Genomic DNA, 22,515 nt, shown 5'->3' on the forward strand with positions numbered 1-22,515 from the left:
ATGTTTTCAAACATTGGAATACCGGGTTTGATTCTGATCTTCGTCATCGCCCTCATTATTTTTGGCCCTTCCAAGCTGCCGGAAATCGGGCGTGCCGCCGGACGGACACTGCTGGAATTTAAAAGCGCCACAAAATCACTTGTGTCTGGTGATGAAAAAGAAGAGAAATCAGCTGAGCTGACAGCGGTAAAGCAGGACAAAAACGCGGGCTGAATGCTGATGAGGCAGACACCGGGTCTGCCTCTTTTTTTATGAAAGGGAGGGCTTTTTTGAATGGATAAAAAAGAAACCCATCTGATCGGGCATTTAGAAGAGCTTCGCCGCCGGATTATCGTCACCCTCGCGGCATTTTTTCTATTTCTCATCACGGCTTTTTTGTTCGTACAGGACATTTATGACTGGCTGATCAGGGATTTGGATGGAAAGCTGGCTGTGCTTGGGCCGAGTGAAATCCTCTGGGTGTATATGATGCTTTCCGGCATTTGTGCCATTGCGGCTTCTATCCCTGTTGCCGCGTACCAGCTGTGGCGTTTCGTTGCACCGGCGCTGACGAAAACGGAGCGCAAGGTGACGCTCATGTACATACCAGGTTTATTTGCGTTGTTTTTGGCGGGCATCTCCTTCGGATACTTTGTCTTGTTTCCGATCGTGCTCAGCTTTTTGACTCATTTATCCTCCGGCCACTTTGAAACGATGTTTACGGCTGACCGCTACTTTAGGTTTATGGTGAATTTGAGCCTGCCGTTCGGCTTCTTGTTTGAGATGCCCTTGGTGGTGATGTTTTTAACAAGGCTGGGCATCTTAAATCCTTACAGACTGGCCAAAGCGAGAAAGCTTTCCTATTTTCTGCTGATTGTCGTGTCCATATTGATTACACCGCCTGATTTTATTTCTGATTTTCTCGTGATGATCCCGCTTCTTGTCCTGTTTGAAGTGAGTGTCACCCTATCGGCGTTTGTCTACAAAAAGAGGCTGAGGGAAGAAACAGCGGCGGCCGCTTAGTGCAGCGTACCGCCCGGTGACTTCACATCCTCATCATATTGTGCGGCCGTAACAGCGGCGATTCTCAATGCCCGGACAATCGTGTCCAGGCTGAGGCTCGGCGCTGTTTTGTCGATTGTTTGCTGCGGAATGTAAGGAATATGAATAAAACCGCCGCGAATGTGCGGGGATGTCCGGCTAATGTGATCCATTAACCCGTAGAACAAATAGTTGCATACAAAGGTCCCCGCTGTGTATGAAACCGCAGCTGGAATGCCGTGTTCCTTCATCTTAGCAGTCATTCGTTTCACGGGAAGCCCTGTCCAGTAAGCGGCGGGCCCATCTGGAGAAATCTCTTCATCAATCGGCTGATGCCCTTCGTTATCGGGGATTCGCGCATCTGCAAGGTTGATCGCCACTCGTTCCGGTGTAACCTGCATCCGTCCTCCTGCTTGGCCGACACAAATTACGATATCCGGCTGATGTGTTTGAATGGCTTGGCGCAGAGTGTCCAGAGCGGATCTAAAGACGGTTGGAATTTGTTCCGCTGTAATAATGGCTTCTTCTGTCTCGAAGCCATTAAGCCGTTTCGCTGCTTCCCATGATGGATTGACGGTTTCTTTGTCAAAAGGGTCAAAGCCTGTGATCAGCACTTTTTTTCTCATCTTCTCATCTCCTTTTTCTTTTATTCTATTGTTTATTTATGGGTTTTTCATCAAAATAATGTAAAGGAGTGAATCATAATGGAGCATTTGCCGCAGCAGTATCGTCATTTATTCCCAACCTTGCAGATGCATACGATGCTTGCCAGCTGTTCTCAGAGCGCTTTGGCAGAGCCTGTATCAAGGGCGATCCAGGATTATCATGACAGCCTGCTGTATATGGGGACGAACTGGAAAGAAGCAATCGAAAAAACAGAGTTTGCGAGAAACGAGTTTGCAAAGCTGATCGGGGCTGAACCGGATGAAGTGGCGATTGTGCCGTCAGTTTCTGATGCGCTGGTTTCTGTAGCATCGTCCTTAACTGCATTTGGAAAGAAGCACGTTGTATATACAGATATGGATTTTCCGGCGGTGCCTCATGTTTGGCAGGCACACTCCGATTATACCGTATCCGTCATTCCATCAATAGACGGTGTGCTGCCGCTCGAACAATATGAAACGCATATTTCGGATGAAACAGTACTGACGTGTGTTCCTCACGTTCATTATCGTGACGGCTATGTTCAGGATATAAAAGCGATTGCCGAGATTTCTCAGAGAAAGGGCTCTTTATTGTTTGTAGATGCTTATCAATCAGCCGGGCATATTCCCATTGATGTGAAGGAATGGGGCGTAGATATGCTGGCGGCAGGCACCCGGAAGTATTTGCTCGGCATACCGGGTGTGGCGTTTCTTTATGTGAGAAAGGAGCTGGCTGACGCACTGAAACCGAAAGCATCAGCTTGGTTCGGCAGAGAGAACGGATTTGATGGGGCTTATGCGAAAGGCGCGCGTCGTTTTCAAACGGGCACCCCAGCTTTTATCAGCGTATCCGCAGCTGTAGCGGCTTTATCGCTGCTGAATTATATTGGGGTTTCTCATATCCGGGATCATGTGAAAACGATCTGTGTCGATGCAGTTCAATATGCCGCTGAAAAAGGCCTGAAGCTGGCGGCGGGACAAGAGGGGATTCAGCCGGGCATGGTTGCGATCCGGGATGAGCGGGCATCGGAAACGGCGGCGTTGCTGAAGAAGAAAAAAGTGATTTGCGCGCCGCGGGAAAATGTTATCCGTCTCGCTCCCCATTTTTATAATACGAAGGAGGAAATGCGGCACGCGATTGATGAAATCGCGGCGAAAACGATCCACAAGTAAACATAAAAAAAGCCCCTGAACATTAGTCAGGGGCTTTTCATATTAATGATCTACCTTCACGCGCTTCATAAAGAAAGCGCCAATTAAACCGATAATGGCAACAATCATTGCAAACACAAATGCGTGCTGTACACCCGCTGTCAAAGCTTGCGGGATGACTGCCGGATCGGCAGGGTTTTTAACTGTACTCATATAATCATGCTGGCCTGCAGCCATAATGCTGACCGCAACCGCTGTTCCGATAGCGCCGGCCATTTGCTGCAGCGTGTTCATAATGGCGGTGCCGTCTGGATAAAATTCACGCGGCAGTTGGTTTAAACCGTTTGTCTGTGCAGGCATCATGATCATAGAAATCCCGATCATCAAGCAGGTGTGCAGGATGATAATCAGCACAGCTGTTGAAGTGGTCGTGACATTTGAGAAGAACCATAGTACAACGGTGACAATCACAAATCCCGGAATGACAAGCCATTTCGGCCCGTATTTATCGAACAAGCGGCCTGTAACAGGGGACATAAATCCATTTAAAATACCGCCCGGCAAGAGAACAAGACCAGATGCAAATGCAGTGAGGACTAAGCCGCCTTGCAGATACATCGGCAGAAGCAGCATAGATGACAGAATGACCATCATACAAATGAACACCATGATCACACCCAAAATAAACATCGGGTATTTGAACGCACGGAGGTTCATCATCGGCTGCTTCATTGTCAGCTGGCGGATTGAAAATAGGATAAGGCCGACAACGCCGACAATCAGCGACACGATAACAGTCGGGCTGGACCATCCCCCGGAGCCTTCACCCGCGTTGCTGAATCCGAACACAATGCCGCCGAAGCCAATCGTCGACAGGATGATAGACAATACATCGATTTTCGGCTTTGTCGTTTCAGATACATTCTGCATGTATGCGATACCGAACACAAGCGCCAGTACAAGGAACGGAAGAGAGATCCAGAAAATCCAGTGCCAGTTGAGATGCTCCAGAACCAATCCCGAGAAAGTTGGGCCGATGGCGGGCGCGAACATAATGACAAGACCGATTGTTCCCATTGCGGCACCCCGTTTATGAGGCGGGAAAATCACCAAGATTGTGTTAAACATTAGGGGCAGTAAAAGACCGGTTCCAAGTGCCTGAACGATCCTTGCCGCTAATAAAAACGAGAAGCTCGGCGCAAGCGCCGCAATGAATGTACCTAAAATTGAAAAGATAAGTGACACGGTAAAAAGCTGTCTTGTTGTGAACCACTGCAACAGCAGTCCTGAAACAGGAACAAGGATACCGAGTACAAGCAGGTAGCCCGTCGTTAACCATTGGACGGTTGCCGCTGTAATGTTCAATTCCTTCATAAGGTCGGTTAACGCAATATTCAGCGCTGTTTCACTGAACATGCCGATAAAACCGGCCAACAGCAAGGAAATCATAATCGGCATCACTTTGTATTGCTGAGATGCTTTAGCTGTTGTTTCCAAAATCATTTCCCCTCTCTATCAACTGCATGTAGTATGTCGTTTTTTTATCTCTTCAGCAGGTCAGGAATGCAGCTGGAGATATGAAGGAGCGGCGTACTGTTTTTTGCCGTCAAAGATAAAAGGATGCCGCCTTCAATCATCGCGTTAACCACAGTGCTGGCTTCTTTTGCACGGCTCTCGCTGCAGCCAGTCTGCCGCAGTTTTTCCTCATACACAGAGGCCCATTCTTTGTAGGCTTCATGACAGGCTTCGCGCAACGGTTCGCTTTTCAATGACGTCTCAGCCGCTAGCAAGCCCACAGGCAAGCCTTCAATGTCTTCCGTACATGAAAACTGGCAGGAGAGCTCCTTCAAAAAGGCTTGAATGCCTTCCGCTGGATCGGTATAGGCTTCCATGCAGTCCGCGATTTTCTGACGGATATACTCCTTCATCTCATTCACGGCTTCGATCGCAAGCTGTTCTTTACCCCCGGGAAAGTGGTAGTAAAGAGAGCCTTTAGGCGCGCCGCTTTCCTTTATAATCTGGTTCAGCCCCGTGCCGTAATACCCTTGCAGCTGAAAAAGCCGGGTAGCTGCCGAAAGGATTTTCTCACGGGAATCTCCATAACTCATAACATTCCCACCTTACTGAATTGCAATCAAAAATATAGTGACTGGTCTATTATCTTGATTCAATCATCAATTGTCAAGAAAAATTCATTGTATGAAAAGACAAAAAAAGAAGGATATGACAACAAAAAATACTGAGAGAAAAGCTGACTGATCTTTTGACTGAATAGATAAAATGTTCAATGATTAATCATCATATGGATGTAAGGAGAGAAATAGATGAAAAAACAACGAATGCTCGTACTTTTTACCGCACTATTGTTTGTTTTTACCGGATGTTCACATTCTCCTGAAACAAAAGAATCCCCGAAAGAAAAAACGCAGACACAAAAAGTCTCTTCGGCTTCTGCCTCTGAAAAAAAAGGTCTGCCAAACATTAGAATTTTAGCGACAGGAGGCACGATAGCTGGTGCCGATCAATCGAAAACCTCAACAACTGAATATAAAGCAGGTGTTGTCGGCGTTGAATCACTGATCGAGGCAGTTCCAGAAATGAAGGACATTGCAAACGTCGGCGGCGAGCAGATTGTTAACGTCGGCAGCACAAATATTGATAATAAAATATTGCTGAAGCTGGCGAAACGCATCAACCACTTGCTCGCTTCAGATGATGTAGACGGAATCGTCGTGACTCATGGAACAGATACATTGGAGGAAACCGCTTATTTTTTGAATCTCACCGTGAAAAGTGATAAACCGGTTGTTATTGTCGGTTCGATGAGACCTTCCACAGCCATCAGCGCTGATGGGCCTTCTAACCTGTACAATGCAGTGAAAGTGGCAGGTGCCCCTGAGGCAAAAGGGAAAGGGACGCTTGTTGTTCTTAACGACCGGATTGCCTCAGCCCGATATGTCACCAAAACAAACACAACCACAACAGATACATTTAAATCAGATGAAATGGGCTTTGTCGGAACAATTGCCGATGATATCTATTTTAATAATGAGATTACCCGTAAGCATACGAAGGACACGGATTTCTCGGTTTCTAATCTTGATGAGCTGCCGCAGGTTGACATTATCTATGGATACCAAAATGACGGAAGCTACCTGTTTGACGCTGCTGTAAAAGCCGGAGCAAAGGGGATTGTATTTGCCGGTTCTGGGAACGGGTCTTTATCTGACGCAGCCGAAAAAGGGGCGGACAGCGCAGTCAAAAAAGGCGTCACAGTGGTGCGCTCTACCCGCACGGGAAATGGTGTCGTCACACCAAACCAAGACTATGCGGAAAAGGACCTGCTGGCATCGAACTCTTTAAACCCCCAAAAAGCACGGATGTTGCTGATGCTTGCGCTTACCAAAACAAATGATCCTCAAAAAATCCAAGCTTATTTCAATGAGTATTGAAGAAAAGAAGGCGAATAAGCCTTCTTTTTTTTGGCTTTTTAGGACCAATAATGACCTATGAATCTTAAAATTTCTTTAAAAATAAGCCAAAATTACCCTTTACTTAATTAATTTGGTAACGTAATATATTTGGAGAATTTGTTACAAAAAAAGGAGGATATTATGAAATTTGTAAAAAGAAGGATCATTGCACTTGTAACAATTTTGATGCTGTCTGTTACATCGCTGTTTGCGTTGCAGCCGTCAGCAAAAGCCGCTGAACACAATCCAGTCGTTATGGTTCACGGTATTGGCGGGGCATCATTCAATTTTGCGGGAATTAAGAGCTATCTCGTATCTCAGGGCTGGTCGCGGGACAAGCTGTATGCGGTTGATTTTTGGGACAAGACAGGCACAAATTATAACAATGGACCGGTATTATCACGATTTGTGCAAAAGGTTTTAGATGAAACGGGTGCGAAAAAAGTGGATATTGTCGCTCACAGCATGGGGGGCGCGAACACACTTTACTACATAAAAAATCTGGACGGCGGAAATAAAATTGCAAACGTCGTAACGCTTGGCGGCGCCAACCGTTTGACGACAGGCAAGGCGCTTCCGGGAACAGATCCAAATCAAAAGATTTTATACACATCCATTTACAGCAGTGCCGATATGATTGTCATGAATTACTTATCAAGATTAGATGGTGCTAGAAACGTTCAAATCCATGGCGTTGGACACATCGGTTTATTGATGAGCAGCCAAGTCAACAGCCTGATCAAAGAAGGGCTGAACGGCGGGGGCCAGAATACGAATTAATGAAAAACAAAACCTTGAAGAATTCTATTCTTCAAGGTTATTCTGCTTTCAGCACAATGGTTTTCGCAGCCATATCATGAACGGTTTGTTTTTTCTTCGTAAATGCGGCAGTCAAATAGATCAGGCGGGAGAACACATGCACCCACGCTATCAGGTAACGGACAATGGCTTGTGGGAAGGTTATTTTTTTATATGTTTCGTCCCTCACGATTTGCAGCCCGATGATTTTTTTGCCCAGTGTGCCCTTCCAATTTGTCAGCGGCATCAGCAAAGGGTACACAATCAGCATCGATATGGCGACAATAATGACACCGGCGGACCCATCACCAAACGTAAATCCGGCTGCCAAAATCACTGCTGCGGCAATGATTACATCAAGTAAAAGAGCGCAGGCGCGCAGCATGAAACCAGCTAGTTCCAATAGAAACACTCCTTAAAATGTTAAATAAATACCTAATGATTGTAAAAAAGAAGGGCCTAAAGTGGGAATAGGTGATAAGCCTTAAATCACAAAAGTTGGTGAAAATGTCATAGGTAAATTGGCATAATCAGCCAGCTTATCACATTACCAAATTCTTTTTTAGCCCGAAACCAAGCCCTCAGAAGTTATTTTTGTTAAAATAGAAAAGTTACAACAGAATTCGGAGGGTTTATTGTGGGAAAAGTGAAACGAAATGCCCCTTGCCCATGCGGCAGCGGCAAGAAATATAAAAAATGCTGCGGAAGTAAAGTTGTCGACTTCCCGGCGGAACTAGCGGCAAAAGAAGCGAAACAAATTCAGGAAGACTTAGTGGAGTATGCCTTCACAGTACATAGAGAAAGCATTTCAGGCTTTATCAACCAGCATGAATTTCTTTCTGCTATGGACAGACAGACGAAAGACATCAGCGTATTTAACTTAGGAATCTGGGGAATCTTCTTCCACCCGCTTGCTGGTGAGAAGACAATCTTCGAAGAGTACCTTCAGAAAAAAGGCGATTCGATCACTCGTCCGAAAACGCGTGAGATCGTAGAATCATGGCAGAGCATGACGCCTGCTTTATTGCTGCTGAAGGACCTGAAGGAAGGCATCATTCACTTTGAAGATGTCATTACGGCAAAACAATTCGAAGTGGAAATGGACGCCAGCAATCAAGACCTTCCTCCAGTGGGAAGCCTGATTCTTGGATACCCAATCCACGAAGCGGAAAAAGCAGAATTCTTCATGCAGTTCACGATCTTCCCGGTGAAGAGAACAGAAGCGCTGATCAGCAAGGTGAAGAAATATGCGGATGCCGCTGTGAAGGACGGCAAAACGCCGGAGGACTTCATGAAGCAGGAATTCAACAACGTTCTGTTCGCGTTGTTAGCTGAGAAAGATGAAGAGCCACAAGCAGAGAAAGCGGAAGTAAGCACTGTTGAGTGGGCAAATGACTTGGAGAAAGAAACCGCTGCGGCTATTGAAGAAGGCATGAGCGGGGAAGAGTATCCGACTGAATTGATCCCAGCTGTTATTGACATCTGGAAAACATTCTGCGAGAAAAAATCACCTGTCATCAGAAAGCCGGAAGCTTTTGCGGCGGCAGTTGAATATTATGTAAACGCGATTTCTCTTAACGGCGCGTCCGTTTCTCAAGCTAAACTGGCGAAAAAATACGGCGTCAGCGCATCAACGATTTCCAGCCGTTACAAAGAAATTGAAAGCACGCTGCAAGATGAAGCAGATCGTTTTGCACAAGCGTTATCCTCATAATGAAAAAAACCTTGAAAAGCCAGGCTTTTCAAGGTTTTTTTATTTCTGAAACGGAATTTTGATTTCTAACCGGAAGACGGGGTGGCGGTAGGTAAAATCCAGCCTGCCAAAAGCGCCCTTCACCAGTTTTTGAATGATATATGTGCCCATGCCTTCATGAGCGCCGTTTTTCGTTGAGCAGCCAAACGATTGATAGATTGTATCGAGCACTTTTGGGTCCATCCCGGGAGTGCTGTTTTCACAAGTCAGTACATAAAGTCCGCTGCGCAGTGAAGTCTCGAGTTTAATCTCTGCTTTTTCTCGGGCCTCCGCCGCGCTGTCGAGCGCATTTTCTAATATGTTGCCGACCAAGCTGACCTGATCAGCAGGCGAAAATGGAAGGGAAGAAAGCGGTGTATGCATATGCAGCGAAACACTCACATTCGAGGCGCGGGCTTTTTCTAAAAAATCATAAAGCACCCCTGCAACGTACGCGTTCTCTCCTTTCAAAAAACGGTCATATTGACTGTATTGATCCGCCCAGTTTTGAATATATGCTTGTGTATCTGCCTTGGGCTGAGCTGATTTGATTGCAGTGATATGTTTCATTGTGTCATGATTCCGGCTTCTCACATCAATCAGCATTTGATTGGCGTGCTGTTCAGCTTGAGTCAGCTTATCAATTTGATCAGAAAGCCTTGCCTGCAAAGCAGACTGTCCGATACGGAGCCCTTCACACCCTGCAAATATTACGATTACACATAATGCCTGCATGATGTCTGTGCCGATCAGCACCACTCCCGCCGACATCACTTGAATCACGGCAATCCATGCACAAAGCCCTGAGGAACAGTGATTCCACACCCGCTTTGTATTCCAAATGTACAATCCTGCAGCAGCTGCGCCTAAAACAGCGGTGAGCCAAGAGGCGGCTGTGCTATGTGAAAAAGCAGCAGCTCCCTGATAACATATGAAACTAAATAAAACCAGATAAAGACATTGAAAAAGGGTAATCACGTTCTGAACTCCTCAAAAGTAGTAGTTTTGAAAATAATCAAGCTGCTGCTTGGTGATCATCGCTTTTTTAGACGTTCCCTCAAAGGAAACTGTGAATGAATGCTTGGTATAAGCGGAAAAATGCTTTATGTAATGAATGTTGATAATAAAGGAACGATGCGAACGAAGAAAATCTTTTTCGGGCAGGTCGCCTTTAATATCATTTAATGTTTGATACGTTTGCACCTCTTCGGCGGTTGTCACAATCGTCGTCGAACGTCCCGTCCGTTCTGCGAAAATAATATCCTTCTTTTGCAGGACGTGCATTTCAGACTTTTGCTTTATCAATATACGCCCATTCAAACTCGTTTCCGTTTTCTTTTTCAAGTAGCGGTCGAAGGAAGCGGCCAGACGCTCGGCATAGTACGGCTTCATAATATAATCATGGACGTTCAGGTCAAAGGCGTGAACCGCATAACCGCCGTGGCCGGTAACAAAAATCACATCCACATCAAGTGAATGGGATTTGATCAAATCAGCAAGCTCGTAGCCAGATATATGGGGCATCTCGATATCGGCAAGCAGCAGATCAATGTCTCCATTCTTTACCCGCCTGTAGGCTTCCTCCGCTGAATCGGTGGAAAAGACAATTTCGACGTCCTGCATTCTGGTCACGATCGCTTCCAGCTTCTCTAAATCTACTCGATAATCATCTACAAGTCCGACTTTTACCATTATCATTCCCCTAGTTACATAGAATCATCTTTATTCTATCCCATTTCGCGACATAAAAAGAACTCTTCGCGACAACTTTATCCAACTAATCCAGCTTTTCGTATATAGTCATTACTAGAAATAAAGATAAGGGAGATTGTGACATGATTACACTGACCGATTGCAGCCGCAGGTTTCAGGATAAGAAAAAAGTAGTCAAAGCGGTGCGAGATGTAAGCTTAACAATTGAAAAAGGAGAAGTCGTCGGCATTCTCGGAGAAAACGGTGCCGGCAAAACCACGATGCTGAGAATGATTGCTTCCTTGCTTGAACCATCACAGGGTGTAATCACAGTAGACGGCTTTGACACGGTCAAGCAGCCGGCTGAGGTCAAAAAAAGAATCGGTGTCTTATTCGGAGGAGAAACCGGGCTTTACGACAGGATGACCGCTAAAGAAAATCTCCAATACTTCGGCAGGCTGTATGGGCTGAACCGCCACGAGATCAAAGCAAGAATAGAAGATTTATCGAAACGGTTCGGCATGCGCGATTATATGAACCGGAGAGTGGGCGGGTTTTCGAAAGGCATGAGGCAGAAAGTCGCCATTGCCAGAGCGCTGATTCACGATCCGGACATCATTTTATTTGATGAGCCGACAACTGGGCTTGATATTACGTCAAGCAACATCTTCCGCGAATTTATACAGCAGCTGAAAAGAGAACAAAAAACGATTCTTTTCTCCAGCCACATTATGGAGGAAGTGCAGGCGCTCTGTGACAGTGTCATCATGATTCACAGCGGAGAGGTGATTTACCGAGGGGCGCTTGAATCACTATACGAGAGCGAGCGCAGTGAGGATTTGAATTACATCTTTATGTCTAAGCTTGTCAGGGGGATTTCTTAAATGCTGAGCCATATTTATAAAAAAGAAATGATCGACGCTTTGCGCGACAGAAAAACGATTTTACTCACAATTTTAGTGCCGATGATTATGATGCTTGGACTTGTCTTCTTTTATGAAAGCATGCTGTCCGACAAAGGGGAGCAGTACACGCTGGCTGTCGGCCATTCGCTTCCGCCCGCACTGGAAAGCAAGCTTAATGAGATTGACGAAATCAGCGTAAAAACATTTGCAAAGCCTGAAGAGGCAGTTGATGAAGGAAAAGCAGATGCCTATCTGAACGTCCCGAAAGAGTTCGACTCATATGTCAACAGCATGACACCTTTTAAGATTGATGTTTACGGTAATTCAATCGATCAAGGGTCGTCAAATGCCATGCAGCTTGTGCAGTCTGCCTTAGATCAGTACAAAAATGAAATTGTGCAGCAACGTTTAACAAATAAGCATATTGATCAATCGGTGATCCAGCCGTTTACGATTCAGCAAAAGGAAGCGGATGAGGAGAAAGGGACTTCCGCTATTATGCTTTCCGCCATTCTGCCCATGCTGATTCTGACTTCCATTGTTTCCGGCGCAATGCCGATCGCTCTTGATATCATGGCCGGTGAAAAGGACCGGAAGTCAATCGAGGCGCTGCTATTAACGCCAGTCAGCAGAAACAAAGTGCTGGTCGGCAAGTGGCTTGCGGTTTCCACTTTTGCCGTGGCTTCAGGTGTATTGGCTTTGGTGTTTTTGATTTTGTCCACCGTGTTATTTACCGAAAATTTAAAAACGGCCTTCCAGCTGGGAGATCATATGTGGAGTGTAATCGGCGCTTCAGCCTTAATCATTGTGCTCTCTGCATTGCTGATCTCTGCGATGGAGCTTTTCATCAGCATCATGTCCAGCTCGGTAAAAGAAGCGCAAAGTTATATGTCTCTCGTCGTCTTTCTGCCTGTGTTCCCGATGTTTTTCATCTTCAGCAAGGCACCGAACCAATTTGACTTATCATACTTTCTCATCCCGTTTCTGAACCTGCATGCGTTATTTAAACAGCTTTTATTCGGGATGATTGACCCGGCTGCCATTATGTCTACGGCGGGAACCATCGCCGTGCTGATCGCCATCTTCTTTTTACTAGCCAGAGCCTGCTTCCTGAAAGACAAATGGGTTCTTCCAAAATAAACTTGCGAAAGGAGAAATACACTTTCTCCTTTTTGTATATCCTGAAAAAAGAAGGAAAATAGAAAAAGGATATCTAATACAAAAAGTGACCCTGCACTATTTTTCATCAAAATTGGTTTCAAAGGAGAAGGAACAATGGATCAAACACGTACACTCGGCAAAACGAAGCTGGAGGTGAAGCGGATCGGATTCGGCGCGAATGCGGTCGGCGGGCATAATCTATTTCCAAATCTAAATGATGAAACAGGGAAGGATTTAGTGCGCACGGCATTGGATGGCGGCGTCAACTTTATCGATACCGCCTTTATATATGGATTGGGGCGATCTGAAGAATTAATCGGCGAAGTCGTACAGGAACGCGGCGTGCGGAATGAGCTCATCATCGCCACCAAAGGAGCTCATAAAGAAGTGAACGGCAGCATTGAATTAGACAATAGCCGGGAGTTTCTTCGCAGCGAGGTGGAGAAGAGCCTGAAGCGGCTGAAAACAGATTACATTGATTTGTATTATGTTCACTTTCCGGATGGAAAAACACCTCTCGCTGAAGTGGCGGGCACTTTGAAAGAGCTGAAGGATGAGGGGAAAATCAAAGCGATCGGCGCTTCGAACCTCGATTATCAGCAATTGCAGGATTTTAATGCTGATGGCTATTTGGAGGTCTTCCAGGCCGAATATTCTCTCATACAGCGTGATGCCGAGAAAGAGCTTCTTCCATACTGTGAAAAACAAGGTATCTCCTTTATTCCTTACTTTCCGCTTGCGTCCGGACTGCTGACAGGAAAATTCACGCAAGACACAGTCTTTGATGATTTCAGAAAGGATAAACCTCAATTTCAGGGTGAAACGTTTATCCACAATCTCAAAAAAGTAGATAAGCTGAAAGCAGTAGCAGAGGAAAAACAAGCGGATACGGCACATGTCGCCTTGGCGTGGCTGTTAACGAGACCGGCGATTGATGCCATTATTCCAGGAGCTAAACGACCTGAGCAATTACAGGATAACCTGAAAACCTTGAACATTGAACTGACCGAAGATGAAGTGAATTTCATCAGCGACATTTTCAAATAAAAAGGAAATAGCCGTCAAGGCTATTTCCTTTTGGTGTTTTATTCTTTGATGAATGCTTCGACTAATTCTGCTGCTCTGTAATCATCCATATCAAGCTGCCATTGGTCGATGTCATTTTTCTTCATTTTTACTTCAACTGTTTTTTCAGATGAAGCAGGTCCAAGCTTTTTAAATTCCTCAGGGTAGACTTGAAGCGCGTATTTCACTGCCTCTTCATAGCTGGCACTAGAGTTTTTACTGTAGTAGTCTTTCACTTTGTCTTCGATACGGTCTGAAAGAGAAGATGCATCTACAGGTTTAACTGTGGCTTCAACAATTGCTTCGTCTTTAGAGATTGAAGTCGTTTTTGCTTGAATGGAAGAGTTTTTGCTTAATCCCTCTTTAATGCCGTTCACGATATTATCAAGCGCTTTGCTGTCCGCATATGTGCTGGAAAGGCCGGAAGCTGAGAGATAACCGTCTTTGGCTGATTCATTGAAATCATTTACAATTTCATTTTTGTTAGCGCCGGTGATTTTTTCGAAATCGGCGTTATCTTTGCCGAAAAGAAGGACATCAACATAAGCTGATAACGCTTTTGCAGAATCTTGGAGCTTATCTGCCGTCGCCAGGATTTTTTTGTCTTTTCCGTCAATTTTAAAAGTAACTGATTTTGGCTTTTTATCACCGTAAGATTCCGGCGTATAGTTGAGCTCGTATTGCTTGCCTTTATCTACAACGAAGAAAAGATTTCCTTCAACGGATTTGTCAGCGTTAATCGTGCTGCCTTGAAGCTTTTCGCTATAGTCTTCAGGGTCTGTGTCAGACATTTTGGTATCACCTTGATACAATGTGAAATCCATACTGTCTACATTCAGCGGGTCTTTTCCTGTGTTTTTCACCGCGACATTGACTTTTAACACAAGCTGGTCATCTGAAGTGGACTTATCATATTTAGACGGAAGTGTGTAAGAGACATCCTTGATTTTGACTTGAGCTATATCTGAGCTTTTTTCTGTTTCTGATTCTTTCTTCTCCGCGCTTGTTTTGCTGCCGGAACAAGCAGCTGTAAACATCATCAGCAGAAGAATTAGGAAAACAGCGTACGTTTTTTTCTGAAACATTCATTTTTCCTCCTCAAATGGTTTAGGAAAGGGAGTCTTTTGTCTTTGAGAAATGGATCTTTTTGAATGGATTAGCATCATATAACCAAAAAAATCAGTTCTTTTCTCACGGTTTTCACCGGATTTTCTGGAAACTCCGCCCTCCTTTGTCATGAATGGACCTATAAAAAGTTACAACGGAATTAATTTTAAGATTATTAGCTTTTATATTGAATAGGTTCATCATCCTATTTTTGGTGAAAAATGTTCTGGTAAAACTGGTAAACTCAGAAAACTGTGTATTTTAGACTATTACTTTTTGATTAGTTGAAGGGAACATAAGAAGGATGAAAGGGGCTGCCTTTGTGAAGAAAAAGGAACTGAAACAAAAAGCATTGGAAATCGGCCGGGTGCCGACACACTTAAAACTGGAAATTGAAGATTATGGCGGTGATGATAAAAGAGCTCATTTTTGTTGGGCAGATCCTCAGGATGAGAATATCGGCATTATCGTGGAACTTGGACCGGACGGGGAGCTGGAATCCCTTTCCCGTGATATTGAGCCTGAAAGCGGAGAAAGGCTGTCTGAGGAGAAACTAGAGGATATCATGCGCCAATTTGTCGAGACTCATCATCCGGGGGCACTCTCTGCCTTTGTTCGTGAAGAAAATGACCGTGCATACGGCGATAAAGTGAGATTTTCATATGTTCAAATGGAGGCTGGGCTTCCTCTCCCCATGAGCGGATTTATGGCTGATGTTTCCTTATCAGGTGAGATTGTTTACTTCCGTTATTACGGCGAAGCGGGCAGCATCATCAAGCCAAAGCGGGTCGCGGATGTTGAAGAGGCACTTGCCTTTATCAAGAAGGACGTGGAGTTCGACCTTTTGTTTCAGGTTCTCCATCGTTCTGTTTACAAAAACGGAGATGATCAGCCGCATTTGGTGTACGAGCCTGAATGTAGGGCGATTACCGTACCTGCGGATTTGGTTCAAGAAGAACAAGCAGTTGATGATGACGATGATTACAGGGAGCCGGAGAGCTTTCCTCTCCCTTTATTCGAGGGCATCCGCGAAAAGGCCGATCCTGACAGCATGATTGGTATTGAAAAAGGGTTTGTCAAAGAGCGGGAAGCGGATTTGGGAAATGGGAGAATCGGAATCGTTTGGCGGAATCCGGATGACCCTGTTTATCAGCCGGCGGATAAAAGCATGGACAGCTGGTTTAAGGGACGGACTCATCAAGTGCTGAAAACCATCTATCACAAAGAAACCGGAAAACTCGAAGGCGTCATGTCATTTATGGAGAAAAAAGGGCCGCTGACAGTAACTGAGGCAGAGTGCGAAAAAATAGCGCTTCGCTTTCTGTTTGCTTTATTTCCGAATGCCGATCAATATTTTAGGATCAGATACGATGAAAAGGATGAAGAAGAAAACGCAGTCGCTGGTTTTACGTTTGAAGCGCATTGTCACGGAGTTCCGATCCGATTTGGGCAGATCAGAATTTGTGTCAGCCGCCAGACAGGGGATATCACCGTTTATATGGGACCGGATATTGACCCAAATAAGCTGGCAGCCATTGATCCCATTCCGGCCATTTCAGTTGAACAAGCCAAGTCTATCTTTTGGCAGCATTTTAAAGTTGAGCTTGGCTGGGAAAGAGAGTACGGAGATGATGAAGAACACAGCTACCGGCTCGTCTATAAGCCGGTGTATCCGCGTTTTATCGATGCACATACAGGAGAGCCTGTCTTCAGCTCATGGTAAAACAGCCAAAAGTCACGCAATTACCTCAGGTATAGAAGAGAGTACGTGATGAAAGTAACAGAAAGAATCTCGAAAAACAATGACAATAATAGAAAAGGACCTTTCTTCACTTTAAAAGAAGAAAGGTCTTTTTATATAATAAACAGGATTCTCTTTGTCGTAGACTCTTTGAAAGGGATGACTTCATTGGTTAATAAACAGCTGAAAAAGAAGGCGCAGGAGATCGGAAATGTACCGACACATTATGAGCTTGAGATAGAAGATTACGACCAAAAGCAAAAGAAGAACGGGCAGGCATATTTTATCTGGAAGGACCCTAAAGATCCGGAAAAGCACATTACAGTTGAACTTAGAAATGACGGCGCTTTGCTCACCTTTTCAACAACTGTCCGCTCCGAGACAGACAAACAACTTCCAGATGCCGAGCTGAAGCTGACGGCTCTTCAGTTTGCCGCTGCCAATCATCCCGGCACATTTATGAATTTTCATTTTCAAGGCAAGGAAGAACGGGGGCAGCACATCCGGTTTGTCTATACCAAAATGGAGCTGGGGCTTCCGATTCCCAATTCAGGCTTTTTAATTGATATGACACGAAGCGGTCAGATTGTCCACTTTCTATATTACGGGGAAGGGTATAAAGCCGAAGTTCCGACGGAATTTGTAGCAAAAGAGAAGGTTGTGTCCCATTACTTAAACACAATGTCTTTTGAGCTGATGTACGATGTCATTGATGGCGAGCAGGAACCAAGGCTTGTTTATGAACCGATTCTCCCGGGATACAGCTATCCCGCAGATGTAGACGAAATTGTGCCCGACCAGCATATCACAGATGAAAGAATAGAAAACACGGCGCCACTGCCGCCGCTTCAGAACAAGGAAGAAGTTGATATATTTGCCTTGCTGGGTTTTACCTCTGATATGCAGAAAGTCAGTGAAAGAGACTTTGGGGAACAAATTGGAAGCACGTGGCGCAGAGGCGCTGCGCCGGAGCGTAAGGATTTAAGCATAGGAAGCTATTTTGAAACGAGAAATAAAAACACAATCAAAATGAAGACGGATAAAAGAACAGGAAAATTAAAAGCAGCGCTTTCTTTTATGGAGCGGCTGAACAACCGCCAACGCTCCACGGAAGAATGCCAAGAGATAGCGCTTCAATTTTTGTATGCCCTCTATCCGAGAGCGGCTGAGTTTTTCAGGGTGAATCCCGTCCGAATTGATGAAAGAGGGAGAGTCCGCAACCATTTTTCTGTCTGGTATAAAGGAGTGCCGCTGCGGTTCGGCGCTGCCCGCATCATTGTCAATCCGGAAACTGGGTTGATTGACGCTTTTATGGCGCCTGATATTGAACCTGAACAATTGGAAGCGATAAATCACAGGCCGGATGTTTCCGCTGAAGAAGCGAGAGAAGCGTTTTTAGCCGCTTTTGATGTGAAGCTGGAATGGCAGCCTGACTTTACTGCAGGCAGAGACCAGCACTACAAACTTGTCTATAAGCCGGTTTACCCTTCCTATATTGATGCGCACATAAGGAAAAAGAAAAGGCTGTGAGGGGTGTCTAGTTAGGAATCATCTCCAAGTGGGGGTAGTCCTTGAATCGTTTCCAATCCCCGCCCCATTCAAAACCGAGTGTCTTAGCGATCTCGACAACCTCCAGCCAATCTGATTTTCCGTTTTGATTGCCGTCATATTCCATATCCCATATGATGCTTCCATCCTTTTTTTGAAGGGCGAAATCAATCGCTAAACCATAGTTATGATACGATTCCCCTCCTCTTGCATAGGTGACAATATTCCCTTTTTTTGTACGACCCTGTTTATATAATTCATCTTGTTCCTTAAAGGACCTGAATCCTTCAGTAATGACGACGGTAATGCCTTTATTCGCTGCAGCGCCTTTGAGTGCATCGGCATTCTGCTTCACAATCGGATGAAGATCCGAGGGGACAGGCATGTCCTGCAGGGCGTTTTGAGAATGCCATTCATGCCGAATATAACTAAAACAAAGATCTAGAAGAAATAGAATACATAAGATGACAAATGTTTTTGCGGGTAACTTCATATCGGTCTCACTTTCTCAAGATGTGCTGAATGTTAGCGCTTTTAAGTGATTGACTCTCTCTAAAAGCGAACAGCTATGATAAAATATAACATAAATAGTAGCAGGAGGAAGGAGGCAGACCGATGAGAGCAAAGATTCCATCAGAAGAAGTAGCAGTAAAGCTGAATGAATGGTACAAGCTCATTCGCGCATTTGAAGCAGATCAAGCAGAAGCGTTAAAGCAGGAGATTGAATACGATTTAGAAGATATGGAAGAGAACCAGGACTTGCTTTTATATTTTTCTTTGATGGAATTCCGGCATCGAATCATGCTTGATAAGCTGATGCCGGTGAAAGACAGCGACACCAAGCCTCCGTTCTCTGATATGCTGAACGAAATTGAAAGCAATCAGCAAAAACTCACGGGCTTATTGGAATACTACTTTTATTATTTCAGAGGAATGTACGAATTCAAGCAGAAAAATTTCATATTAGCGATCGACCATTATAAACATGCCGAGGAGAAGCTCGAGTATGTCGAGGATGAGATCGAAAAAGCTGAGTTTCTTTTTAAAGTCGCAGAAGTGTATTATCACATCAAACAAACGTATTTTTCCATGAATTATGCGAGCCAGGCGCTTGATATCTATACGAAATATGAACTGTACGGTCGCCGCCGGGTTCAGTGTGAATTTATCATCGCCGGAAATTTGACCGATGTGTATCATCATGAAAAAGCACTGACCCACTTGTGCAGCGCTTTAGATCATGCCAGGCAGCTTGAAGAAGCATACATGATCGCCGCTGCCTATTATAATGTCGGACACTGTAAGTACAGTCTGGGTGATTACAAAGAAGCGGAGGGCTATTTCAAAACAGCCGCCGCCATTTTTGAGGAGCACAACTTTCAGCAAGCTGTTCAAGCTGTATTTTCACTGACCCATATCTACTGTAAAGAGGGAAAATACGACAAGGCAGTAGAGGCGTATGACCGCGGGATAAAGAGCGCGGCTGAATGGGAGGATGACATGTACTTGACGAAATTCCGCCTCATTCATGAGCTGTATCTTGGAAGCGGCGACCTGAACGTGCTTACAGAATGCTTTGACCTGCTGGAATCCAGGCAGCTTCTTGCCGACGCCGAAGATCTGCTGCATGATACAGCGGAACGTTTCAATCAGCTGGAACATTACGAGTCCGCCGCTTTCTTTTACCGCAGGCTGATGAATATTAAAAAGAAGCTTGCTGAGCAGCGTTTTCAATAGGAAATGGCAGAGAACTACAGGTTCTCTGCTTTTTTTGTGCTGTTTTCAACTCGGAAAAACAGGGTATTTTCCACTGCATAGTGAGAAACAGAGGAGGATATCAAGTATGTACAAAGATTTAACCGGAAAAACAGCGATTGTGACAGGGTCTTCAAAAGGAATCGGGAAAGCCATTGCGGAACGGTTCGGACAGGAGAAAATGAATGTTGTTGTAAATTACCACAGCGACCCGTCTGGAGCCGATGAAACTCTGGAAATCATTAAGCAGAACGGAGGGAAAGCCGTCGCAGTTGAGGCGGACGTGTCAAAAGAAGAGGGGATTCAGGCGCTCTTGGACACAGCCTTAGAGCATTTCGGCACGCTCGATGTGATGGTAAACAACTCCGGTTTTAACGGTGTTGAGGCGATGCCGCATGAGATGAGTCTTGAAGATTGGCAGAGAGTGATTGATGTCAATGTTACCGGAACCTTTCTGGGAGCGAAAGCAGCACTTAACCACATGATGAAAAACAATATCAAGGGCAATGTGCTGAATATCTCAAGTGTTCATCAGCAGATTCCGCGCCCTGTCAACGTTCAGTATTCCACATCCAAAGGCGGCATCAAGATGATGACGGAAACGCTGGCGCTCAATTATGCGGATAAGGGAATCCGCGTCAATGCGATAGCGCCCGGCACCATTGCCACAGAATCAAATGTTGATACGAAAAAGGAAGAGAGCAGGCAAAAACAATTGAAAAAAATCCCGATGAAAGCCTTCGGAAAGCCTGAAGAAGTGGCGGCAGCAGCGGCTTGGCTCGTATCTGAGGAAGCAAGCTATGTGACCGGCACAACACTTTTCGTCGATGGCGGGATGACACTTTATCCGTCTCAGCTTGAATAGAACACAAAACAGGGGGATTGCGGGATGAAAACAGACTGGTGGAAGGATGCAGTGGTGTACCAAATTTACCCGAGAAGCTTTCAGGACAGCAATCGAGACGGAATTGGGGATTTGCGGGGGATTATTTCCCGTCTTGACTACATAAAGGAGCTCGGGGCAGATGTGATTTGGATTTGCCCGATCTATCCTTCTCCGAATGTTGATTACGGCTATGATGTGACAAACCATAAGGCGATTATGGATTCTTACGGAACAATGGACGATTTTCACGAGCTGCTGGACCAGGTGCATCAGCGGGGATTAAAGCTGGTGATGGACTTTGTGTTAAATCACACCTCGGTCGAGCATCCGTGGTTTAAAGAAGCGGAGCTGGACAAAAACAGCAAATACCGCAGCTATTATTATTGGCGTCCCGGCACAAAGAACGGCCCGCCGACGGACTGGCTCTCAAACTATGGGTGCCCGGTCTGGCAATACGAGGAGCACACCGGAGAATACTATCTCCATATGAATGCCGTCAAACAAGCTGATTTAAACTGGGAAAATCCCGAAGTTCGCCAGGCGGTGTATGACATGATGAAATTTTGGCTCGATAAAGGGGTCGACGGTTTGCGAATTGATCAGCTCCATCTCATTTCTAAGAAAGAATATCTTCCTTCGTATGAGGACTATATCAATCAGCAGGCAGAGCCGAAGCCCTTTCAGCCAAATGGCGAACGAATCCATGACTATTTAAAAGAAATGACAGATGAAGTGTTTTCCCAATATGATGTCATGTCTGTCGGAGAGGTCGGCAGTGTCACACCGGAAGAAGGCCTGAAATATACGGGAACAGATAAGCATGAGCTGAATATGATTTTTCACTTTCAGCATATGGAGCTTGATCAGCAGCCCGGAAAAGAACATTGGGATTTGAAGCCCCTTGAGCTTTCTGATTTAAAATCGGTTTTGACAAAATGGCAAAAGAAGCTTGAACATCAAGGCTGGAATACATTGTTTTGGTGCAACCACGACCAGCCCCGGATTGTGTCCAGATTCGGAGACGATGGGGAATACCGCAAAGCATCAGCGAAAATGCTGGCAGCCGTACTTTATTTTATGAAGGGCACGCCGTATATTTATCAGGGAGAAGAAATCGGGATGACAAACGCGCCGTTTACCCGGATTGAAGACTACAAAGATATCCAAACGATCAATATGTATCATAAACGGGTGTTTGAAAAAGGCTATGATCCAAATGATGTGATGAGATCGATCTTAGCCAAAAGCCGGGATCACGCCCGGACCCCGATGCAGTGGAACAGCGGCAAAAATGCCGGATTTACTGACGGCACGCCTTGGCTGAAGGTCAATCCGAACTTCACCGCAATCAATGTGGAGGAAGCGCAGGGAGATCCTGATTCTGTCTTAATTTATTACAAAAAGCTGATCAGCCTGAGAAAGCAGTACGCTGACCTCGTGAAAGGGAGCTTTGATCTTTTGCTTCCGGACGATCCGCAGTTGTTTGTATACATGAGAGAAAACAGTAAACAGCAGCTTTTGTCGGTCAATAATTTTTCAAAAGAGCAAGCTGTTTTTCAGTGGCCTAAGAACTGCGGCAAAGCTCAGGCCTCTCTGCTTCTCAGCAATTATAACAACAATGATCTTGCTGACGAAATGGTGTTCCGGCCTTATGAGAGCAGGGTCTATCTTCTGGACAAAACAAACTAATGATTGAAGTAGCCCGGCATTCTTAGCCGGGTTTTTTTAGTACATATATCCGCTCTGCAGGCGGGAAGAATAAATGAAAATGAAATTTATTCTTGCAAAACGTAATGACTTCGGTTTATTATGATATAGGATTACAAAATCGTTATC

General features: G+C 45.1%; 23 protein-coding genes. 14 read left to right on the forward strand and 9 right to left on the reverse strand.

What is annotated here, in order from left to right; all coding sequences use genetic code 11:
- Both tatAD and tatC read left to right on the forward strand, forming a co-directional pair.
- On the forward strand, positions 1-213 hold the full coding sequence (gene tatAD / locus NX903_RS00980) for a sec-independent protein translocase protein TatAD (RefSeq protein ID WP_003223835.1): 213 nt from the start codon (positions 1-3) through the stop codon (positions 211-213).
- A 60-nt stretch (positions 214-273) separates the two neighbouring features.
- Complete coding sequence (gene tatC / locus NX903_RS00985) at positions 274-1,002, forward strand: twin-arginine translocase subunit TatC (RefSeq protein ID WP_014475692.1); 729 nt, start codon at positions 274-276, stop codon at positions 1,000-1,002.
- On the opposite strand, the gene pcp is transcribed toward tatC, so the two are convergent.
- Positions 999-1,646 (reverse strand): pyroglutamyl-peptidase I, encoded by a 648-nt coding sequence (pcp, locus tag NX903_RS00990; protein WP_086343405.1) that lies wholly within the window; start codon positions 1,644-1,646, stop codon positions 999-1,001. The genes tatC and pcp overlap by 4 nt on opposite strands.
- Before the next feature lie 78 nt (positions 1,647-1,724).
- Here pcp and NX903_RS00995 point away from each other — a divergent pair, with 78 nt between their 5' ends.
- Entirely contained in the window at positions 1,725-2,837 is a 1,113-nt protein-coding gene (locus NX903_RS00995; protein WP_086343406.1) for an aminotransferase class V-fold PLP-dependent enzyme, read from the forward strand.
- Between the two features lie 42 nt (positions 2,838-2,879).
- Here NX903_RS00995 and lmr(B) read toward each other — a convergent pair whose 3' ends face one another.
- Together lmr(B) and lmrA are read right to left on the reverse strand one after the other, a co-directional pair.
- Entirely contained in the window at positions 2,880-4,319 is a 1,440-nt protein-coding gene (gene lmr(B), locus NX903_RS01000) for a lincomycin efflux MFS transporter Lmr(B) (protein WP_010886396.1), read from the reverse strand.
- 38 nt (positions 4,320-4,357) lie between these two features.
- On the reverse strand, positions 4,358-4,924 hold the full coding sequence (gene lmrA, locus NX903_RS01005) for a transcriptional regulator LmrA (RefSeq protein ID WP_003234771.1): 567 nt from the start codon (positions 4,922-4,924) through the stop codon (positions 4,358-4,360).
- A 216-nt stretch (positions 4,925-5,140) separates the two neighbouring features.
- Here lmrA and ansZ point away from each other — a divergent pair, with 216 nt between their 5' ends.
- Together ansZ and lipA are read left to right on the forward strand one after the other, a co-directional pair.
- A complete protein-coding gene (gene ansZ / locus NX903_RS01010; protein ID WP_086343407.1) occupies positions 5,141-6,268 on the forward strand; it encodes an asparaginase AnsZ in 1,128 nt (375 codons plus the stop codon).
- A gap of 162 nt (positions 6,269-6,430) precedes the next feature.
- Positions 6,431-7,069, forward strand: coding sequence for a lipase LipA (gene lipA, locus NX903_RS01015; protein WP_086343408.1), 639 nt, complete (start codon positions 6,431-6,433; stop codon positions 7,067-7,069).
- 37 nt (positions 7,070-7,106) lie between these two features.
- On the opposite strand, the gene NX903_RS01020 is transcribed toward lipA, so the two are convergent.
- Entirely contained in the window at positions 7,107-7,490 is a 384-nt protein-coding gene (locus tag NX903_RS01020; protein WP_086343409.1) for an RDD family protein, read from the reverse strand.
- A gap of 234 nt (positions 7,491-7,724) precedes the next feature.
- Here NX903_RS01020 and NX903_RS01025 point away from each other — a divergent pair, with 234 nt between their 5' ends.
- Positions 7,725-8,801 carry a helix-turn-helix domain-containing protein gene (locus tag NX903_RS01025; RefSeq protein WP_086343410.1) on the forward strand — a complete coding sequence of 359 codons (1,077 nt, stop codon included), beginning with the start codon at positions 7,725-7,727 and terminating at the stop codon, positions 8,799-8,801.
- 39 nt (positions 8,802-8,840) lie between these two features.
- Here NX903_RS01025 and natK read toward each other — a convergent pair whose 3' ends face one another.
- Positions 8,841-9,797, reverse strand: coding sequence for a two-component system sensor histidine kinase NatK (gene natK, locus NX903_RS01030; protein WP_021481868.1), 957 nt, complete (start codon positions 9,795-9,797; stop codon positions 8,841-8,843).
- Between the two features lie 12 nt (positions 9,798-9,809).
- Positions 9,810-10,511 (reverse strand): two-component system response regulator NatR, encoded by a 702-nt coding sequence (gene natR, locus NX903_RS01035; RefSeq protein ID WP_086343411.1) that lies wholly within the window; start codon positions 10,509-10,511, stop codon positions 9,810-9,812.
- 143 nt (positions 10,512-10,654) lie between these two features.
- Between natR and natA the strand changes: the two genes are divergently transcribed.
- The 3 genes from natA (at position 10,655) to NX903_RS01050 (ending at position 13,624) form a co-directional block, all read left to right on the forward strand.
- Complete coding sequence (gene natA / locus NX903_RS01040) at positions 10,655-11,395, forward strand: sodium ABC transporter ATP-binding protein NatA (RefSeq protein WP_015252894.1); 741 nt, start codon at positions 10,655-10,657, stop codon at positions 11,393-11,395.
- On the forward strand, positions 11,396-12,556 hold the full coding sequence (natB, locus tag NX903_RS01045) for a sodium ABC transporter permease NatB (RefSeq protein ID WP_086343412.1): 1,161 nt from the start codon (positions 11,396-11,398) through the stop codon (positions 12,554-12,556).
- 135 nt (positions 12,557-12,691) lie between these two features.
- Positions 12,692-13,624 (forward strand): aldo/keto reductase, encoded by a 933-nt coding sequence (locus NX903_RS01050; protein ID WP_086343413.1) that lies wholly within the window; start codon positions 12,692-12,694, stop codon positions 13,622-13,624.
- Positions 13,625-13,662: 38 nt separating this feature from the next.
- Here NX903_RS01050 and NX903_RS01055 read toward each other — a convergent pair whose 3' ends face one another.
- On the reverse strand, positions 13,663-14,727 hold the full coding sequence (locus tag NX903_RS01055; protein WP_003234750.1) for a DUF4352 domain-containing protein: 1,065 nt from the start codon (positions 14,725-14,727) through the stop codon (positions 13,663-13,665).
- A complete protein-coding gene (locus NX903_RS01060; RefSeq protein ID WP_021481864.1) occupies positions 14,728-14,880 on the reverse strand; it encodes a hypothetical protein in 153 nt (50 codons plus the stop codon). It abuts the gene before it with no gap.
- A 173-nt stretch (positions 14,881-15,053) separates the two neighbouring features.
- On the opposite strand from NX903_RS01060, the gene NX903_RS01065 reads away from it, so the two are divergent.
- Both NX903_RS01065 and NX903_RS01070 read left to right on the forward strand, forming a co-directional pair.
- Positions 15,054-16,472, forward strand: a complete 1,419-nt coding sequence (locus tag NX903_RS01065) for a YcdB/YcdC domain-containing protein (protein ID WP_086343414.1) — start codon at positions 15,054-15,056, stop codon at positions 16,470-16,472.
- A 186-nt stretch (positions 16,473-16,658) separates the two neighbouring features.
- Entirely contained in the window at positions 16,659-18,020 is a 1,362-nt protein-coding gene (locus NX903_RS01070; protein WP_086344563.1) for a YcdB/YcdC domain-containing protein, read from the forward strand.
- A gap of 7 nt (positions 18,021-18,027) precedes the next feature.
- Here the strand turns inward: NX903_RS01070 and cwlK are convergent, their stop codons facing one another.
- Positions 18,028-18,531 (reverse strand): peptidoglycan L-alanyl-D-glutamate endopeptidase CwlK, encoded by a 504-nt coding sequence (cwlK, locus tag NX903_RS01075; RefSeq protein WP_042977282.1) that lies wholly within the window; start codon positions 18,529-18,531, stop codon positions 18,028-18,030.
- A gap of 122 nt (positions 18,532-18,653) precedes the next feature.
- On the opposite strand from cwlK, the gene rapJ reads away from it, so the two are divergent.
- The 3 genes from rapJ to NX903_RS01090 all read left to right on the forward strand — a co-directional run bounded on the left by rapJ (position 18,654) and on the right by NX903_RS01090 (position 22,368).
- The gene (gene rapJ, locus NX903_RS01080; protein ID WP_015715201.1) at positions 18,654-19,775 is read left to right on the forward strand and encodes a response regulator aspartate phosphatase RapJ; all 1,122 of its coding nucleotides are present in this window, start codon (positions 18,654-18,656) and stop codon (positions 19,773-19,775) included.
- Positions 19,776-19,881: 106 nt separating this feature from the next.
- A complete protein-coding gene (locus NX903_RS01085; RefSeq protein WP_015382686.1) occupies positions 19,882-20,658 on the forward strand; it encodes an SDR family oxidoreductase in 777 nt (258 codons plus the stop codon).
- Between the two features lie 24 nt (positions 20,659-20,682).
- Positions 20,683-22,368 (forward strand): glycoside hydrolase family 13 protein, encoded by a 1,686-nt coding sequence (locus NX903_RS01090; protein ID WP_086343415.1) that lies wholly within the window; start codon positions 20,683-20,685, stop codon positions 22,366-22,368.
- The last annotated feature ends 147 nt before the right edge of the window (positions 22,369-22,515 follow it).

Source organism: Bacillus sp. FSL R5-0576 (assembly GCF_038004765.1).
Lineage (GTDB): Bacteria > Bacillota > Bacilli > Bacillales > Bacillaceae > Bacillus > Bacillus subtilis.

Bases quoted from the DNA above. Each gene is read 5' to 3' on its own strand.
- cwlK (WP_042977282.1), bottom strand. From the start codon at position 18,531: ATGAAGTTACCCGCAAAAACATTTGTCATCTTATGTATTCTATTTCTT.
- rapJ (WP_015715201.1), top strand. From the start codon at position 18,654: ATGAGAGCAAAGATTCCATCAGAAGAAGTAGCAGTAAAGCTGAATGAA.
- lmrA (WP_003234771.1), bottom strand. From the start codon at position 4,924: ATGAGTTATGGAGATTCCCGTGAGAAAATCCTTTCGGCAGCTACCCGG.
- natB (WP_086343412.1), top strand. From the start codon at position 11,396: ATGCTGAGCCATATTTATAAAAAAGAAATGATCGACGCTTTGCGCGAC.
- NX903_RS01065 (WP_086343414.1), top strand. From the start codon at position 15,054: ATGAAAGGGGCTGCCTTTGTGAAGAAAAAGGAACTGAAACAAAAAGCA.
- NX903_RS01050 (WP_086343413.1), top strand. From the start codon at position 12,692: ATGGATCAAACACGTACACTCGGCAAAACGAAGCTGGAGGTGAAGCGG.
- natA (WP_015252894.1), top strand. From the start codon at position 10,655: ATGATTACACTGACCGATTGCAGCCGCAGGTTTCAGGATAAGAAAAAA.
- pcp (WP_086343405.1), bottom strand. From the start codon at position 1,646: ATGAGAAAAAAAGTGCTGATCACAGGCTTTGACCCTTTTGACAAAGAA.
- NX903_RS00995 (WP_086343406.1), top strand. From the start codon at position 1,725: ATGGAGCATTTGCCGCAGCAGTATCGTCATTTATTCCCAACCTTGCAG.
- NX903_RS01055 (WP_003234750.1), bottom strand. From the start codon at position 14,727: ATGTTTCAGAAAAAAACGTACGCTGTTTTCCTAATTCTTCTGCTGATG.
- NX903_RS01060 (WP_021481864.1), bottom strand. From the start codon at position 14,880: ATGACAAAGGAGGGCGGAGTTTCCAGAAAATCCGGTGAAAACCGTGAG.
- natR (WP_086343411.1), bottom strand. From the start codon at position 10,511: ATGGTAAAAGTCGGACTTGTAGATGATTATCGAGTAGATTTAGAGAAG.
- tatC (WP_014475692.1), top strand. From the start codon at position 274: ATGGATAAAAAAGAAACCCATCTGATCGGGCATTTAGAAGAGCTTCGC.
- tatAD (WP_003223835.1), top strand. From the start codon at position 1: ATGTTTTCAAACATTGGAATACCGGGTTTGATTCTGATCTTCGTCATC.
- ansZ (WP_086343407.1), top strand. From the start codon at position 5,141: ATGAAAAAACAACGAATGCTCGTACTTTTTACCGCACTATTGTTTGTT.
- NX903_RS01085 (WP_015382686.1), top strand. From the start codon at position 19,882: ATGTACAAAGATTTAACCGGAAAAACAGCGATTGTGACAGGGTCTTCA.
- lipA (WP_086343408.1), top strand. From the start codon at position 6,431: ATGAAATTTGTAAAAAGAAGGATCATTGCACTTGTAACAATTTTGATG.
- NX903_RS01090 (WP_086343415.1), top strand. From the start codon at position 20,683: ATGAAAACAGACTGGTGGAAGGATGCAGTGGTGTACCAAATTTACCCG.